Source organism: Pantoea sp. NGS-ED-1003 (genome assembly GCF_000738765.1).
Classification (GTDB): domain Bacteria; phylum Pseudomonadota; class Gammaproteobacteria; order Enterobacterales; family Enterobacteriaceae; genus Pantoea; species Pantoea septica.
This window is the reverse complement of the sequence record NZ_JPQA01000006.1, coordinates 20,054-36,543: the sequence shown is the minus strand read 5'-3', so window position 1 is coordinate 36,543 and position 16,490 is coordinate 20,054. Positions and strand designations below refer to the sequence as shown.

Genomic DNA, 16,490 nt, shown 5'->3' with positions numbered 1-16,490 from the left:
GGTGCGTTAGCAAGAAGCGTTATTCAGGTTTGCCATCACGGGGGAACAATGAGCACGGGAAGCCCAATATTTCAGTTACGCCGCCTTGCGGCGCTTTCTCTGGTTGGATTTTGGCTGGCAGGCTGTAGTTCAGGCGACAACACACAAGCACCCATTAGCCAGGTTGGAGATAATGGCAGCAGCGGCGGCATGCTTAGCGCGTCAGGCGGCGTTCCATCGATGCCACGTCAGGGAGGTATGATTAGCAACACTGTACCTTCCGCGCCCAGCAGCGGTGCAATGGTTAGCGGCAATGATAATGTTCAGACGCAAAACGGCCGCATCGTATACAACCGCAGTTATCAGAATATTCCGAAAGGTAGTTACGCCGGCGATACTTATACCGTTAAACGCGGCGACACGCTGTTCTATATCGCCTGGATTACCGGCAACGATTTCCGCGATCTGGCGCAGCGCAACAACGTGCAGGCCCCGTACGGCCTGAATGTCGGCCAGACGCTGCAGGTTGGCAACGGCTCAGGCCAGCCGATTACGGGCGGCAATGCGATTACCGCAGCCGACGCAACGCAGGGCGGCGTCCCGACCGCGCCGCAAATTAAACCAGCGCCTGTTGCACAGCAACCAGTTATTACGTATTCTGATGATTCGGGTAACTCGTCTGGTAGCAAAATGTTGCCGTCGAAGGGAACAAATGTTGCAACGACAACAGCTCCCCCCGTGGTTGCCGCACCGCCCACGGTTAGCAGTACAACGAACAGTTCGACGCCGGTTGGAAGCTGGCGTTGGCCGACCGATGGGAAGATTATCGATAACTTCTCCGCCTCTGAAGGGGGGAACAAAGGAATCGATATCGCTGGTTCGCGTGGACAACCTGTCGTCGCTACCGCATCAGGAAGAGTAGTGTACGCAGGCAACGCGCTTCGGGGTTACGGCAACCTGATCATCATTAAGCACAATGATGATTACCTGAGTGCCTACGCCCATAACGATACAATGCTGGTCCGGGAACAACAGGAAGTTAAGGCGGGGCAAAAGATCGCTACCATGGGTAGCACCGGAACCAGTTCAGTTAGATTACATTTTGAAATTCGTTACAAGGGGAAATCCGTAAACCCGTTGCGTTATTTGCCGCAGCGATAAACCGGCAGAACCCTGCTGTTCTGCCCTGGGATCACGGGTAGGAGCCGCTTATGAGCCAGAATACGCTGAAAGTAAACGAGTTACATGAAGATGCGGAATTCGAGGAGAACGGAGCTGAGGTTTTTGATGAGAAGGCTCTTGTTGAAAACGAACCCAGTGATAACGACGTAGCGGAAGAAGAGTTGTTGTCACAGGGTGCGACGCAGCGCGTTTTGGATGCGACGCAGCTCTATCTCGGGGAGATTGGCTATTCCCCGCTGTTAACGGCAGAGGAAGAAGTGTTCTTCGCTCGCCGCGCATTACGAGGCGATATTCCTTCTCGTCGCCGCATGATTGAAAGTAACTTACGACTGGTGGTGAAGATTGCCCGCCGCTACAGCAATCGTGGTCTCGCGCTGCTTGACCTGATTGAAGAGGGCAATCTCGGTTTAATCCGTGCCGTTGAGAAGTTCGACCCAGAGCGTGGGTTCCGTTTCTCAACCTATGCCACCTGGTGGATTCGTCAGACGATTGAACGGGCGATCATGAATCAAACCCGTACCATCCGCCTGCCGATTCACATTGTTAAAGAGCTGAATGTTTATCTGCGCACCGCGCGTGAACTCTCCCACAAGCTCGATCATGAGCCGAGTGCGGAAGAGATCGCGGAGCAGCTGGATAAGCCCGTTGACGACGTCAGCCGTATGCTGCGTCTTAACGAGCGCATCACCTCGGTTGATACGCCGTTAGGCGGGGACTCCGAAAAAGCGCTGCTGGACATTCTGGCCGATGAGAAAGACAACGGTCCGGAAGACACCACGCAGGATGACGATATGAAGCAGAGTATCGTTAAGTGGCTGTTCGAACTGAACGCCAAGCAGCTGCGAAGTGCTGGCGCGTCGTTTCGGCCTGTTAGGCTATGAAGCGGCAACGCTTGAGGACGTGGGCCGCGAAATCGGTCTGACCCGCGAGCGCGTACGCCAGATTCAGGTTGAAGGCCTGCGTCGTCTGCGTGAAATCCTGCAGGCGCAGGGTCTGAACATTGAAGCGCTGTTTCGTGAGTAAGTGACAAGTTGTAAGTACAAAAAAGCGGTGGCCGTGGGCCTCCGCTTTTTTTTTGCTGCGACAGCGGCGGCAGGGCCGGGAAGACCTGCCGCCAGGGAGCGCTACACCAGTGACTTCAGTCGGTAAATCCACTCCAGCGCCTGACGCGGCGTCAGGGTGTCGGGATCCAGCGCTTCAAGCGCCTCCACGGCTGGCGAGCTCTCTTCAACCAGCAGCGGCAGCTGCGAGCCGTCGAGGGTCGAAGAGGCGGAATGGTTCGACAGCGTCTCCAGCTCCTTCAGCTTATTGCGCGCGCGCTTGATAACCTCTTTCGGCACGCCCGCCAGCGCCGCGACCGCCAGACCGTAGCTTTTGCTGGCTGCCCCTTCCTGCACGCTGTGCATAAAGGCGATGGTGTCGCCATGTTCGACCGCGTCCAGATGGACGTTGAACACGCCTTCCATTTTCTCCGGCAGCGTGGTCAACTCGAAATAGTGGGTGGCGAACAGCGTCATCGCCTTGATGCGGTTCGCCAGGCTCTCCGCGCAGGCCCAGGCCAGCGACAGGCCGTCATAGGTCGAGGTGCCGCGCCCGATTTCATCCATCAGCACCAGGCTGTTTTCGGTGGCGTTATGCAGAATATTGGCGGTTTCCGTCATCTCCACCATAAAGGTCGAACGGCCCGAGGCGAGATCGTCCGCCGCGCCGATACGGGTAAAGATACGATCCAGCGGACCGGTCACCGCCTCTTCCGCCGGCACAAAGCTGCCAATCCAGGTCATCAGCGCGATCAGCGCCGCCTGACGCATGTAGGTGCTCTTACCGCCCATATTGGGGCCGGTGATGATCAGCATGCGGCGCTGTGGCGTTAGCGACAGCGGGTTGGCGATAAACGGCTCTTTCAGCACCTGCTCAACCACCGGATGGCGACCGCCGGTGATTTTAATGCCGGGTTTCTCCTGCAGCGTCGGGCGGCAGTAGTTCAGCGTCCAGGCGCGTTCCGCCAGGTTGCTCAGCACGTCCAGCTCGGCGAGCGCGGCGGCGCTGAGCTGCAGCGCTTCCAGATGGGGCAGCAGCTGGTCAAACAGCGACTCGTAGAGGCTTTTCTCCAGCGCCAGCGCCTTGCCCTTCGAGGTCAGCACCTTATCCTCGTACTCTTTCAGTTCCGGGATGATATAGCGCTCGGCGTTTTTCAGCGTCTGGCGGCGCACGTAGTGGATCGGCACATGGTCGCTCTGGCCGCGGCTGACCTGAATGTAGTAGCCGTGGATGGCGTTGTAGCCAACCTTGAGCGTGTCGAGGCCAAGCTTTTCGCGCTCGCGGATCTCCAGCCTGTCCAGATAGTCGGTGGCGCCGTCCGCCAGCGCGCGCCACTCATCCAGCTCCGCGTTGTACCCTGGCGCGATAACGCCGCCGTCGCGGATCAGCACCGGCGGCGCCTCGATAATCGCCGCTTCAAGCAGCTCGCGCAGCTCGGTGAACTCGCCCATATGTGCGCGCAGACGGATCAGCGCCGTCGATTCGACGTTGGCCAGCAGGGCGTTCAGCTCCGGCAGCTGCTGAAAAGCGTGGCGCATGCGGGCTAAATCGCGCGGACGCGCGGTACGCAGCGCCAGACGCGCCAGAATACGCTCCAGATCGCCCACCTGGCGTAGCACCGGCTGCAGGGTGTCGCTCAGCGGCTGAAGCTCGGCGATGGCGTCCTGGCGCTGACCGATCGTCTGCGCGTCGCGCAGCGGCATATGCAGCCAGCGCTTGAGCATGCGGCTGCCCATAGGCGTCACGGTTCGATCCAGCACCGCCGCCAGCGTGTTCTCCGTGCCGCCGGCGAGGTTCTGCGTAATTTCCAGATTGCGGCGCGTGGCGGCGTCCATGATGATGCTGTCCTGCTGCCGCTCCATGCTGAGCGAGCGGATATGCGGCAGGCTGGTGCGCTGCGTATCCTTAACGTACTGTAGCAGGCAGCCCGCCGCGCGCAGCGCCTGATGCGCCTGCTCGACGCCGAATCCATTAAGATCGCGGGTGCCGAACTGCATATTCAGCTGCTGACGCGCGGTCGCGATCTCGAACTCCCACAGCGGACGACGGCGCAGGCCGCGACGCTGATCAATCAGCGACATCGCCTGCAGATCTTCCGGATAGAGCAGTTCGGCAGGATTGGTGCGCTGCAGTTCGGCGGCCATGGTTTCGGCGTCCGCCGGTTCGCTCAGGCGAAAACGGCCGGAGCTGATATCGAGCGTGGCGTAGCCGAACCCCTGCGGGCTCTGCACGATGGCGGCCAGCAGGTTGTCGTGACGCTCCTGCAGCAGCGCTTCGTCGCTGATGGTGCCCGGAGTGACGATGCGCACCACCTTGCGTTCAACCGGCCCTTTGCTCAGCGCCGGATCGCCGATCTGCTCGCAAATCGCCACGGATTCGCCCAGCTGCACCAGTTTCGCCAGATAGCTCTCCACCGCATGGTAGGGCACGCCCGCCATCGGGATCGGTTCGCCTGCCGAAGCGCCGCGTTTGGTCAGTGAGATCTCCAGCAGCTGCGAGGCGCGTTTCGCGTCGTCATAGAAGAGCTCGTAGAAGTCGCCCATGCGGTAAAACAGCAGAATGTCAGGGTGTTCCGCCTTGAGGCGCAGATACTGCTGCATCATAGGCGTATGAGCGGTGATGTCCTTATCGACTGATTTGTTCATAAATAATTAGCTCTTAAATCATTCGGTTATTGGGCAAGCCTTGCATCGGACTGCGCGATCTGGCGTATGTAACGGGATCAACCCATTCAGAAACAGAGAGGATGCACGGAAAAATGCGGCCCTGGCTGTGAGATAAGCTGCGTCTGAAAGCCATTATGAAAAGTTGCCTGCTGAACATCAAGGCTGCCGCTTTTTCACCGCCAGGGCAAACGCGCTTCGTCCTGAACGAATAAGGCGAGTGCCGCAAAACCTGGGTTAATGCGCACGACGTTATCAGGCCGCGGCCTAAAAGCCCAACGGATCTCCGTTTGATAGCGAGCCTGTGCGAGGCGCTACGCAAAAGGCGCTGATGCCAGCTGCTCCAGCAGCAGCATTTCACCCGCCAGCGCCAGGCAGGGGCCGAAAGGCAAGGGCAGATGCAGCGGACGCCGCATACACAGGCGCGCCAGCAGCGCGGCGCTTAAACCGGCGCAGGAGGCGATCAGCAGCAGCAGGGGAAGCGGCTGCCACCCTAGCCAGGCACCGAGCGCCGCCAGCAGCACGGCGTCGCCGCCGCCCAGCGCCTCCCGATGACGGAACAAACGCCAGGCCCAGGCCAGCAGCCGGAACAGCAAATAGCCGCTGGCGGCACCAAGGATCGCCTCCGCCGGACTGCTGCGCGGCAGAACACCCAAGGCCTGAAACAGCAGCCCGAGCCAGAGCAGCGGCAGAGTCAGCGCATCGGGCAGCAGCTGGACGCGCAGGTCGATCAGCGATAACGTCAGCAAAAAGCCGCTCATCACCAGCGCCGCCAGCAGCGCGCCGTTCCACGGCAGCCGCCAGGCAAGCAGCAGGCTTATCGCCAGCGCGGCGAGTTCGATCGCCGGGTAACGCCATGAAATGGGACGGCAGCAGCTGCGGCAGCGGCCGCGCAGGCGCAGCCAGCCGAGCAGCGGAACGCAGTCGCCTGCGCGCACCGGCGTTTTGCAGCACGGGCAGTGGGAGCGAGGCAGCAGCAGCGAGAATCCCGGCTGCGGTTGCAGCACCATCAGCGGCAGGCGATAGATCACCACGTTGAGAAAGCTGCCGACGCAGAGCGCGGCGGCGGCCAGCAGCAACCAGCATAAGAGGTCATAGCTCATCGGTTTCGGTTCCTCTTCCTTGATGCGCCGGTTTTGAGCAACCGGCTTAACCGCCAGGGTCTGAACGCACTCTATCTTTATTGCTGTCGGCGTACAGCATAACCTGCTGTTTTCCGTGAGCCTTGCGTCCCGTGCCGCAGGATGACGCTGAAACAGCGCGGCCGTTTGCCGCGCTTCCTGCGCCAGTTCACAGCTATGCACTGGCGCTATTTTTGCGTTTCGCCCTGTCTATTCCGTGAGTGAATGTTTACCATAATTCGTTACCTTCACTGCATGCTTATGGATATCAAATGCGTTTTAAGATCACCTTGCTTCCGCTTGTTGCCTTACTTGCCGCCTGCAGCAGTAAACCTGAATCCGCGCCGCAGGCCGCTACCCTGGCAGCGCCGAAAGGGGGCTTTCTGCTGGAACAGTCTCACGCCGTCCAGCCTGTGCTTGGCGACTTTGCCGGTAATCCGGCCGCCGAAAAATTCATCGACCAGATGGTGGAGAAGCATGGCTTCGATCGCCAGCAGCTGCACGCGGTTATCGGCCAGGCGAAACGGCTGGACTACGTACTGCGCCTGATGGATCGTCAGGCACCCGCCTATACGCCGCCCGCCGGGCCCAACGGCGCCTGGATCCGCTATCGCAAGCAGTTCATTACGCCGGACAACGTGCAGAACGGCGTCGCCTTCTGGAACCAGTACCAGGACGCCTTAACGCGCGCGCAGCAGGTCTACGGCGTGCCGCCGGAGATTATTGTCGGCATTATCGGCGTAGAGACGCGCTGGGGCCGCGTCATGGGGAAAACGCGCATTCTCGACGCGCTCGCCACGCTGTCGTTTAACTATCCGCGCCGCGCCAGCTACTTCAGCAGCGAGCTGGAAACCTTCCTGCTGATGGCGCGCAACGAAGAGGACGATCCGCTGGATCTGAAGGGATCGTTCGCCGGCGCGATGGGCTACGGTCAGTTTATGCCTTCTTCCTATCAGCAGTATGCGGTGGATTTCAACGGCGACGGCCACGTCAATCTGTGGGATCCGGTAGACGCCATCGGCAGCGTCGCGCACTACTTCAAAGAGCACGGCTGGCGCAGCGGAGAGGGCGTCGCCGTTCCCGCCAGCGGTCAGGCACCGCTGCTGGAGAACGGCTTCAAAACCAGCTACACGCCGCAGATGCTGGCGGCGTCCGGCCTCTCTCCGCAGGGTTCGCTCGACGGCAATAACCAGGTCAGCCTGCTGCGTCTGGATATGGGCACCAGCTATCAGTACTGGTACGGACTGCCTAACTTCTACGTTATTACCCGCTACAACCACAGCACGCACTACGCGATGGCGGTATGGCAGCTGGGCGAGGCGGTTAGCAAAGCGCGCAGCGGCGCGATGTTCTGATAGTTGCCCTTATCAATAGTGCGGGTATATGATGGCGCCCCTCTGGCGTCATCATATCTGTTGTTTCAGGAGCTGTTATGCAATCACTTCCCGCATGTCCCCTTTGTCAGGCTGATTACAGCTGGCAGGATGGCGACAACCTCAACTGTCCCGCCTGTGGTCATATCTGGTCGCCGGGCGAAGGCGAAAGCACTGCGGATCGTCTTGTGGTGCGCGACGCCAACGGCAATCTGCTGGAAGATGGCGATACGGTGACCGTGATTAAAGATCTCAAAGTGAAGGGCAGCTCCTCCACGCTGAAGATCGGCACCCGCGTGAAAGGGATCCGTCTGGTTGAGGGCGATCATAATATCGACTGCAAGATCGACGGTTTCGGCCCGATGAAGCTGAAATCGGAGTTCGTAAAGCGCGGATAACGCAGGCGGGCGCGTCGCGCCCGCATCAGCGCCTTAGTCAAACAGCCGGTCGAGCGCCTCGCATTGCTCAGCGCTCAGCGCGCCGCCATAGTTGCGCGACTGGCTGGTCATCGAATCGAACCGACGTGCCACCGCGGTTTTAATGGTGGTGACAAAATCCTCTCCGATGGCGTAAATCGCCATCATCTTGCCGATGCGCTGCTGAATGCGCGTCAGCGCCGCCAGATCCTGCTCGCGCCACGCCTGCATCGCCGCGGCGAAAAGCTCCGGCACGATGTTATTCAGACCTGAAATCACGCCCGCGCCGCCTGCCAGCAGATTCGGCACCAGATATTCGTCATAGCCGGAGAGCACGGCGAAATCGTCGCGCACCTTTTTAGTTTCTTCGATCAGCGCGCGATTATGCGACAGGCAGTCGACCGTATCTTTTATGCCGATAAAATTAGGCAGTTCGGCCGTCAGCTCGCTGACCAGCGTCGGCGTCAAATCGCAGCCGGTACGCGCCGGAAAATTATAGGCGAACCATCTGCCGCCGATCTGCTTATCCAGCGCGCGGAAGTAGCTGAGCAGCTGACGCGGCGTCTGGCCGTAGTAGTAGGGCGGCAGCACCATCACCGCGTCGAAGTCGTTTTGCCAGGCGGCCTCGGCCAGCGCCAGCATATCCGACACGCAGGTGCTGGAGATATTGGCGACCATGCTGAGCGGCGAGAGCTGTCGCGCCTCGCGAATCAACAGCAATCGCTCCTGCTGCGTCAGCGAAGCAAATTCGCCAATGCTGCCCATCAGCAGTAAGGTATTAATGCCTGACGCGTTTAGTCGGGCGAAGTGGCGACCCAGCGCGTCGATATCTGGCTCTCCTTGCGACGTAAAAGGCGTAACGGAGGGGCACCACACGCCGGAAAATGCGGGTTGCGAGATCATAAACGCTCCTGAACGTGAAAAATGAAACACAGTTTTAAACTAATGCGCAGCGTGACGCTCTGCCAGCGCAGCGCGTAAAATTGGGCAGCGCATCGCATTTTTCCGCTTCGCAGCGTATTCAGGCTTACTCACACAGAGGCTCAAGATGCAGGACTGGGATCCCCAACTTTATCGACAGTTCGAATCGGAAAGGACGCGGCCTGCGCAAGAGCTGCTGGCACGTATTCCCGTTACCGACGTGCGTTTCGCCACGGATTTAGGCTGCGGACCAGGCAACAGCACCGAGCTGCTGGCTCACGCCTGGCCCGACGCGCGGATTATCGGGCTGGACAGTTCTGAAGCGATGCTGGCGCAGGCGCGCGAACGGCTGCCGCACTGCACTTTCCTCAAGGAGGATATTCGGCGCTGGCGCGCCGCTGAGCCGCAGCAGGTAATTTATGCTAATGCTTCGCTGCAGTGGCTGGACGCGCACGACAGCCTGTTGCCGCAGCTGGCGAGTCAGCTGGCGAGCGGCGGCGCGCTGGCGATACAGATGCCGGATAATCTGCAGGAGCCTTCGCATCGTCTGATGCGCGAAATCGCCGCCTGCGATCCCTGGCGTCAGCGTATCGGCGACGTAGAGCGGAAAAAGCCGCTCACCAGCGAGCGCTATTACGATTTGCTGGCGCAGGCGGGCTGCGAAGTGGATCTCTGGCGCACCACCTATTACCACGTAATGCCCGACGCGCAGGCGATTGTCCTGTGGCTGCAAGCGACCGGACTGCGGCCGTTTCTCAACGCGCTGGAACCTGACGAGCAGCCGCGTTTTCTGGAGCAGTATCATCAGGCGCTGCGGCTGGCCTATCCGCCGCGCGCCGACGGCCGCATTTTGCTCGCCTTCCCGCGTCTTTTTATCGTAGCGGTGAAAAAGGGGACTTCGCGCTGAGAGGCGTTGCGCAAAGCGGGCAGGCAATGTGCGGGACGGGTTGAAAATATCCCGCTTCTGCACCATGTTCTCTTAACCAGGCTAAAAGGATGAGTGGCGATGAACGATCTGGAACTGCAGCGCTTAAGCGCGGCAATAGGCAAACGCCTTCAGGCGGCAAGCGCGACGGTAACCTGCGCCGAGTCCTGCACGGGCGGCTGGATCGCCAAAGTATTTACCGACATCAGCGGCAGCTCCGCCTGGTTCGAACGCGGTTTCGTAACCTACAGCAATGAGGCCAAGCAGGAGCTGGTGGGGGTTGCTGCGGCTTCGCTTGCGCAGCACGGCGCGGTGAGCGAAGCCGTGGTGCGCGAGATGGCGCAGGGCGCACAGCGCGCCGCGCAGGCGGACTATGCGCTATCGGTCAGCGGCATCGCCGGACCGGACGGCGGCAGCGCGGAAAAACCGGTCGGCACCGTATGGTTCGGCTTCGCGGCGCCAGGCGGAAAAGTAGTAGCGAAACGCCAGCAATTTCAAGGGGATCGCGAGGCGGTACGTCGGCAGTCCGTAGCCTTTGCGCTACAGACATTACAGGACGATTTTTTGGCAAATTAAGCTTGATACTGTATGACTATACAGTATAATTAGCAGCAACAGAAAGCGAGCAGGCATTTGTAGCGTGCTTACCCCCGTATGAGTCAGGAGTAGAAATGGCAATTGACGAAAACAAACAGAAGGCTTTAGCTGCTGCGCTGGGCCAGATTGAGAAGCAATTCGGTAAAGGCTCCATCATGCGTCTGGGTGAAGACCGCTCAATGGACGTGGAAACCATTTCTACCGGTTCGCTTTCACTGGATATCGCGCTGGGCGCCGGCGGTTTGCCGATGGGCCGTATGGTCGAAATCTATGGTCCGGAATCTTCTGGTAAAACTACGCTGACGCTGCAGGTTATCGCTTCAGCACAGCGCAAAGGCAAAACCTGCGCCTTTATCGATGCTGAACACGCGCTGGATCCGGTGTATGCCAAGAAGCTCGGCGTAGACATCGACAATCTGCTCTGTTCTCAGCCGGACACCGGCGAGCAGGCGCTAGAAATCTGTGACGCGCTGGCGCGTTCAGGCGCCGTGGACGTTATCATCGTCGACTCCGTCGCGGCGCTGACGCCGAAAGCGGAAATCGAAGGCGAAATCGGCGACTCTCACATGGGCCTTGCGGCGCGTATGATGAGTCAGGCGATGCGTAAGCTGGCGGGTAACCTGAAGCAGTCCAACACGCTGCTGATCTTCATCAACCAGATCCGTATGAAAATCGGCGTTATGTTCGGTAACCCGGAAACCACTACCGGTGGTAACGCGCTGAAGTTCTACGCTTCTGTTCGTCTTGATATCCGTCGTATCGGCGCGATCAAAGAGGGCGACGAAGTGGTCGGCAGCGAAACCCGCGTTAAAGTGGTGAAAAATAAAATCGCCGCGCCGTTTAAGCAGGCCGAGTTCCAGATCATGTACGGCGAAGGCATCAACACCTTCGGCGAGCTGGTCGACCTGGGCGTGAAGTATAAGCTGGTGGAAAAAGCAGGCGCCTGGTATAGCTACAACGGCGACAAGATTGGCCAGGGTAAAGCGAACGCCACCAACTTCCTTAAGGAAAACCCGGCGATCGCCAACGAGCTGGACGTTAAACTGCGTGAGATGCTGCTGAACAGCGCGAATGCCGAAGCGGGCGCCGCTAATGCGCCAGCAGGCGCGCTGGAAGACGCAGCCAGCGAGACGAACGAAGATTTCTAACCCTGTAACGGGAGTGGGCAATCCACTCCCGTTTTTAGTTTTAACGACCCTCTCTTTTCTTCCCCCTCGTTCTGCCGCCATAATCCCCTTCTGATTGAGCAAGGTGACCGCTATGAGTGAACAACCGCAACCTAAGGAAATCGCTTTTCCGCGACTGCTCGACCGCGCTATGCGCATTCTGGCGCAGCGCGATCACAGCGAGGCCGAACTGCGCAGAAAGCTGCAGCAGTCAGTGCAGCGAGCGGCCTTTATCCAGCAGAACGACCCTGAAATCATTACCGACGCGCAGCTGGATAAAGTCATCGGCTGGTGCCAGGAAAACGGCTGGCTTAATGAGGCGCGCTTTACTGAGCGCTTTATCCAGAGCCGCAGCCGTAAAGGGTACGGCCCGCAGCGTATCCGGCTAGAGCTGGGACAAAAAGGCATCGCGCGGCCAGAAATTGATATTGCGATGGAAGCCTGTGAGATTGACTGGGGCGCCTGCGCCGCGCAGCTGGCGGAGCGCAAATTCGGTCTTCCTTTGCCCACGGAATGGAAGGCAAAAGCCAAAGTTCAGCGCTTTTTGCAGGCAAAAGGCTTTTTCATGGAGGATATTCAGTCCGTTTTCAGAAATTTTGATGACTGAAAGCCGCGCGGGGTTTTACTTCCCTGTGAAGAAAATTTATCTTATTCCCACTTTTTTGTTCCACTGAACGGACAACTGCGCGGATGCGGCTTGTCTGACCGGACGGAACTTTCGTTAGCGTGATTCCAGGATATATATGAGCAAGAGCACTGCTGAGATCCGTCAAGCGTTTCTCGACTTTTTCCATAGCAAGGGACATCAGGTTGTAGCCAGCAGCTCCCTCGTACCGAATAACGACCCGACGCTGCTGTTCACCAACGCCGGCATGGTTCAGTTCAAGGATGTTTTCCTTGGACAGGACAAGCGCAACTATTCGCGCGCGACCACGTCGCAGCGCTGCGTGCGTGCAGGCGGCAAGCACAACGATCTGGAAAACGTCGGTTATACCGCACGTCACCACACTTTCTTTGAAATGCTGGGCAACTTCAGCTTCGGCGACTACTTCAAGAAAGAGGCGATTGCTTATGCCTGGGAACTGCTGACGGGAGAAACCTGGTTCGCTCTGCCGAAAGAGCGTCTGTGGGTCACCGTTTATGAGACCGATGACGAAGCCTACGACATCTGGGCCAACGATATCGGCGTGCCGCGCGAGCGCATTATTCGTATCGGCGACAACAAAGGCAGCGCGTACGCCTCTGACAACTTCTGGCAGATGGGCGATACCGGTCCTTGCGGACCATGCAGCGAAATTTTCTACGATCATGGCGACCACATCTGGGGCGGACCGCCGGGAAGCCCGGAAGAAGATGGCGATCGCTATATCGAGATCTGGAATATCGTCTTTATGCAGTTCAACCGTCAGCCGGACGGCACCATGCTGCCGCTGCCGAAGCCCTCGGTCGATACCGGCATGGGCCTGGAGCGTATCTCCGCCGTGCTGCAGCACGTTAATTCCAACTATGAAATCGATCTGTTCGACAAACTGATCAAAGCGGTAGCCAGCGTCACCGGCGCGACTGACCTCAGCAATAAGTCGCTGCGCGTTATCGCCGACCATATCCGCTCCTGCGCGTTTCTCATCGCCGACGGCGTTATCCCGTCGAACGAAAACCGCGGCTACGTACTGCGCCGCATCATTCGTCGTGCGGTACGCCACGGCAATATGCTGGGCGCGAAAGAGGCGTTCTTCTACAAGCTGGTCGCCCCGCTGGTCGAGGTAATGGGCGCTGCGGGCGACGATCTTAAGCGTCAGCAGAGCCAGGTGGAAACGGTACTCAAGACTGAAGAAGAGCAGTTCGCGAAAACGCTGGAGCGCGGTCTGGCGCTGCTGGACGAGGAGCTGGCCAGGCTGCAGGGCGATACGCTGGACGGTGAAACCGTCTTCCGTCTGTACGATACCTTCGGCTTCCCGGCCGATCTTACGGCCGACGTCTGCCGCGAGCGCAACCTGAAAATCGACGAAGCCGGCTTTGAAAAAGCAATGGAGCAGCAGCGCCAGCGCGCGCGCGAGGCCAGCGGTTTCGGCGCCGATTACAGCAACGTCATCAGCATCGATGCGGCCTCCGCCTTCAAAGGCTACGACCAGCTCGATCTAGCGGCTAGCGTGAAGGCTATTTACGTTGACGGCGTCGCGGTAGAGGAAGTAGCCGCAGGTCAGGAAGCGGTCGTGGTGCTGGACGAAACGCCGTTTTATGGTGAATCGGGCGGCCAGGTAGGCGATACAGGCTTGCTGAAAGGGAAGAATGCTGAATTTAGCGTCCAGGATACACAAAAATATGGTCAGGCTATCGGCCATATCGGTAAGCTGACGGCTGGTCATCTGCGTATCAACGATCGCGTTGAGGCGCAGGTTGACGAAGCGCGCCGCGCGCGCATTCGTCTGAACCACTCTGCAACGCATCTGCTGCACGCGGCGCTGCGTGAAGTTCTCGGCGAACATGTGGCGCAGAAGGGGTCGCTGGTCAATGATAAGTATCTGCGTTTCGACTTCTCGCATTTTGAAGCGATGAAACCGCAGGAGCTTCATCAGGTCGAAGAGATCGTCAACGCGCAGATCCGCCGCAACCTGCCGGTCGAAACCGAAGTGATGGATATCGACGCGGCGAAAGGCAAGGGCGCGATGGCGCTGTTCGGCGAGAAGTACGATCAGCGCGTGCGCGTGCTGACCATGGGCGATTTCTCCATCGAACTGTGCGGCGGTACCCACGCTGCGCGCACCGGCGATATTGGCCTGTTCCGCATTTTGAGCGAGTCCGGCACGGCCGCAGGCGTACGCCGTATCGAAGCCGTAACTGGCGAGGGCGCGCTGGCGCAGGTTTATGCGCAGAGCAGTCAGCTGAACGAGATTGCGCAGTTGGTGAAAGCCAACAGCAGCAATCTGAACGACAAGGTGCGCGGACTGGTCGATCATGTGCGCTCGCTGGAGAAAGAGCTGCAGCAGCTGCGCGATCAGCAGGCTGCGCTTGAGAGCGCTTCATTGAGCAATAAAGCGATCGACATTCAAGGCGTGAAGCTGCTGGTTAGCGAACTGAGCAACGTAGAGCCGAAAATGTTGCGCACCATGGTAGACGATCTGAAAAATCAGCTGGGTTCGGCGGTCATTGTGCTGGCGACCGTAGCGGAAGGAAAAGTGTCGTTAATTGCAGGCGTAACCAAAGATCTCACTGACCGCGTAAAAGCGGGCGAGCTGGTGGGCGAACTGGCGCAGCAGGTTGGCGGCAAAGGCGGCGGGCGACCCGATATGGCCCAGGCCGGCGGCACCGATGCGCAGGCGCTGAAAGGCGCGCTGGCGGGCGTTGAAAGCTGGGTCAGCAGCCGCCTGTAACGAAATAGAACAATGCATCGTGAAAAGCGCCAGGGCCTGAGGTTCCGGCGCTTTTTAATACGATGTGCATCAGGTAATGACAAAGTCAGGTTGATGTAGTGTATTTCGGCTAAACTAACTATCAGCAGAATGTATTGGCGTAGCGACGTACATTGGTGTATTTGTCATAGTCAATGTTCAGCGTTAAATGATGGATAATGCCGGGAGCCCAAACAGAGCCCGACTCTTTTAATCTTTCAAGGAGCAAAGAATGCTTATTCTAACTCGTCGAGTTGGTGAAACCCTCATGATTGGCGATGAGGTGACTGTAACGGTGCTGGGTGTGAAAGGTAACCAGGTTCGTATTGGTGTGAACGCGCCAAAAGAGGTCTCAGTGCATCGCGAAGAGATTTATCAGCGCATTCAGGCCGAAAAAACTCAGCAAACGAGTTACTAACGGATTCAGCGCCTCGCCGGATTTTGCGAGGCGCTACCGCTTTTCCGCTTTACGCCTCTTTTCTTCCCGCTTCGCCTTGGTTTACTCCCGCTCCGTCTTTCTGATTATTTTCCTGACTGCTCGCTTTTACTGTTGATAATTCACTCTTTTTGTCGGCAAATTACGCCAATTGAGCGTCATTTGTGCAAACGATCGAGCGGTGGGAAAAATTGTTTGACTTATAAGTGCGGGAAAGTAATATGTGCGCCACGCAGTGCCGATGAGCAGATACAACGTTCAGACGCACGGTTCGGAAGAACGCGTAAGGTGAGGTGGCCGAGAGGCTGAAGGCGCTCCCCTGCTAAGGGAGTATGCGGTCAAAAGCTGCATCCGGGGTTCGAATCCCCGCCTCACCGCCATTTTCCGATGCATCCGTAGCTCAGCTGGATAGAGTACTCGGCTACGAACCGAGCGGTCGGAGGTTCGAATCCTCCCGGATGCACCATCTTTTAAAGATGCGGAATAAAAAAGTAAGTGAAAGAGTCGTTCCTTTCTCGGTGAGTTGTTAGCACCCTGCGTTGTACAAGAATTATCTATGCATCCGTAGCTCAGCTGGATAGAGTACTCGGCTACGAACCGAGCGGTCGGAGGTTCGAATCCTCCCGGATGCACCATATCTCTGGATATGGGCAAGATGTCTCAGGCGAGACGCGTTAATTCTGGCACTTCCTGGTTGTCTGATTTAATCCCTGTAAAACGATTTCCCGATGCATCCGTAGCTCAGCTGGATAGAGTACTCGGCTACGAACCGAGCGGTCGGAGGTTCGAATCCTCCCGGATGCACCATACTTTGCGATATCGACAGTATGGGCAAGATGTCTCAACGCGAGACGCGTAATTGCCGGCACTTCCTGGTTATCTGATTTACCCCCTGCAAAATGCTTTCCCGATGCATCCGTAGCTCAGCTGGATAGAGTACTCGGCTACGAACCGAGCGGTCGGAGGTTCGAATCCTCCCGGATGCACCATAATTTACGATATGAACAGTGCGCCCCGAACTGATATGGCCTGACTGAATGCCAGACAGTACGAGGGAGGAAAACGTTGCGTGAGCAACGGCCCGAGGGCGAGGCGAAAGCCGAGTAATCCTCCCGGATGCACCATACTCCACGATATGAACAGTACCTCATCTCCTGTCTAAGCCCCTTTTTCAATACGCTTTATTCTCCTTTCCTGCTTACCATTCACAGCTGTAACAAAACTCAAACTCACTGAAATTTCCGGCAATTATCTCCGGCATCGCGCGATCATCTTTTTCTG

At 58.1% G+C, this 16,490-nt stretch carries 12 protein-coding genes, 5 tRNA genes and 1 pseudogene; 15 read left to right on the top strand and 3 right to left on the bottom strand.

The genetic code is table 11. The annotated features are described in order from the left end of the window. The first annotated feature begins 48 nt into the window (after positions 1 to 48). Together nlpD and rpoS are read left to right on the top strand one after the other, a co-directional pair. The gene (nlpD, locus tag JS46_RS13390; RefSeq protein ID WP_033752073.1) at positions 49 to 1,140 is read left to right on the top strand and encodes a murein hydrolase activator NlpD; all 1,092 of its coding nucleotides are present in this window, start codon (positions 49 to 51) and stop codon (positions 1,138 to 1,140) included. Positions 1,141 to 1,190: 50 nt separating this feature from the next. Continuing rightward, positions 1,191 to 2,184: pseudogene (gene rpoS, locus JS46_RS22910) on the top strand (RNA polymerase sigma factor RpoS). A 101-nt stretch (positions 2,185 to 2,285) separates the two neighbouring features. Here rpoS and mutS read toward each other — a convergent pair. Continuing rightward, on the bottom strand, positions 2,286 to 4,847 hold the full coding sequence (gene mutS / locus JS46_RS13380; RefSeq protein ID WP_033752071.1) for a DNA mismatch repair protein MutS: 2,562 nt from the start codon (positions 4,845 to 4,847) through the stop codon (positions 2,286 to 2,288). A gap of 332 nt (positions 4,848 to 5,179) precedes the next feature. Beyond that, a complete protein-coding gene (locus JS46_RS13375; RefSeq protein WP_033752068.1) occupies positions 5,180 to 5,968 on the bottom strand; it encodes an A24 family peptidase in 789 nt (262 codons plus the stop codon). Between the two features lie 290 nt (positions 5,969 to 6,258). Here JS46_RS13375 and mltB point away from each other — a divergent pair, with 290 nt between their 5' ends. Continuing rightward, complete coding sequence (gene mltB, locus JS46_RS13370) at positions 6,259 to 7,341, top strand: lytic murein transglycosylase B (protein WP_033752066.1); 1,083 nt, start codon at positions 6,259 to 6,261, stop codon at positions 7,339 to 7,341. Between the two features lie 77 nt (positions 7,342 to 7,418). Continuing rightward, positions 7,419 to 7,757 (top strand): zinc ribbon domain-containing protein YjdM, encoded by a 339-nt coding sequence (locus JS46_RS13365; RefSeq protein ID WP_033752063.1) that lies wholly within the window; start codon positions 7,419 to 7,421, stop codon positions 7,755 to 7,757. A gap of 33 nt (positions 7,758 to 7,790) precedes the next feature. Here JS46_RS13365 and JS46_RS13360 read toward each other — a convergent pair whose 3' ends face one another. After that, complete coding sequence (locus tag JS46_RS13360) at positions 7,791 to 8,678, bottom strand: dihydrodipicolinate synthase family protein (RefSeq protein ID WP_033752060.1); 888 nt, start codon at positions 8,676 to 8,678, stop codon at positions 7,791 to 7,793. A 145-nt stretch (positions 8,679 to 8,823) separates the two neighbouring features. Here JS46_RS13360 and tam point away from each other — a divergent pair, with 145 nt between their 5' ends. The 11 genes from tam (at position 8,824) to JS46_RS13305 (ending at position 16,198) form a co-directional block, all read left to right on the top strand. Then, entirely contained in the window at positions 8,824 to 9,603 is a 780-nt protein-coding gene (tam, locus tag JS46_RS13355) for a trans-aconitate 2-methyltransferase (protein ID WP_033752057.1), read from the top strand. 99 nt (positions 9,604 to 9,702) lie between these two features. Beyond that, positions 9,703 to 10,197 carry a nicotinamide-nucleotide amidase gene (pncC, locus tag JS46_RS13350; RefSeq protein WP_033752054.1) on the top strand — a complete coding sequence of 165 codons (495 nt, stop codon included), beginning with the start codon at positions 9,703 to 9,705 and terminating at the stop codon, positions 10,195 to 10,197. Positions 10,198 to 10,292: 95 nt separating this feature from the next. Next, positions 10,293 to 11,366, top strand: a complete 1,074-nt coding sequence (gene recA, locus JS46_RS13345; protein ID WP_033752052.1) for a recombinase RecA — start codon at positions 10,293 to 10,295, stop codon at positions 11,364 to 11,366. A gap of 112 nt (positions 11,367 to 11,478) precedes the next feature. Continuing rightward, positions 11,479 to 11,991, top strand: coding sequence for a regulatory protein RecX (locus JS46_RS13340; protein WP_081876066.1), 513 nt, complete (start codon positions 11,479 to 11,481; stop codon positions 11,989 to 11,991). 136 nt (positions 11,992 to 12,127) lie between these two features. Further along, positions 12,128 to 14,755: an alanine--tRNA ligase gene (alaS, locus tag JS46_RS13335; RefSeq protein ID WP_033752050.1), complete on the top strand. Its 2,628-nt coding sequence runs from the start codon at positions 12,128 to 12,130 to the stop codon at positions 14,753 to 14,755. Between the two features lie 250 nt (positions 14,756 to 15,005). Next, positions 15,006 to 15,191, top strand: a complete 186-nt coding sequence (gene csrA / locus JS46_RS13330) for a carbon storage regulator CsrA (protein ID WP_004155916.1) — start codon at positions 15,006 to 15,008, stop codon at positions 15,189 to 15,191. 305 nt (positions 15,192 to 15,496) lie between these two features. After that, a tRNA-Ser gene (locus JS46_RS13325) sits at positions 15,497 to 15,589 on the top strand. 9 nt (positions 15,590 to 15,598) lie between these two features. Then, a tRNA-Arg gene (locus tag JS46_RS13320) sits at positions 15,599 to 15,675 on the top strand. A gap of 92 nt (positions 15,676 to 15,767) precedes the next feature. Next, positions 15,768 to 15,844, top strand: a tRNA-Arg gene (locus tag JS46_RS13315). Between the two features lie 95 nt (positions 15,845 to 15,939). After that, a tRNA-Arg gene (locus JS46_RS13310) sits at positions 15,940 to 16,016 on the top strand. Between the two features lie 105 nt (positions 16,017 to 16,121). Then, positions 16,122 to 16,198 (top strand) — tRNA-Arg (locus tag JS46_RS13305). Positions 16,199 to 16,490: the final 292 nt, after the last annotated feature.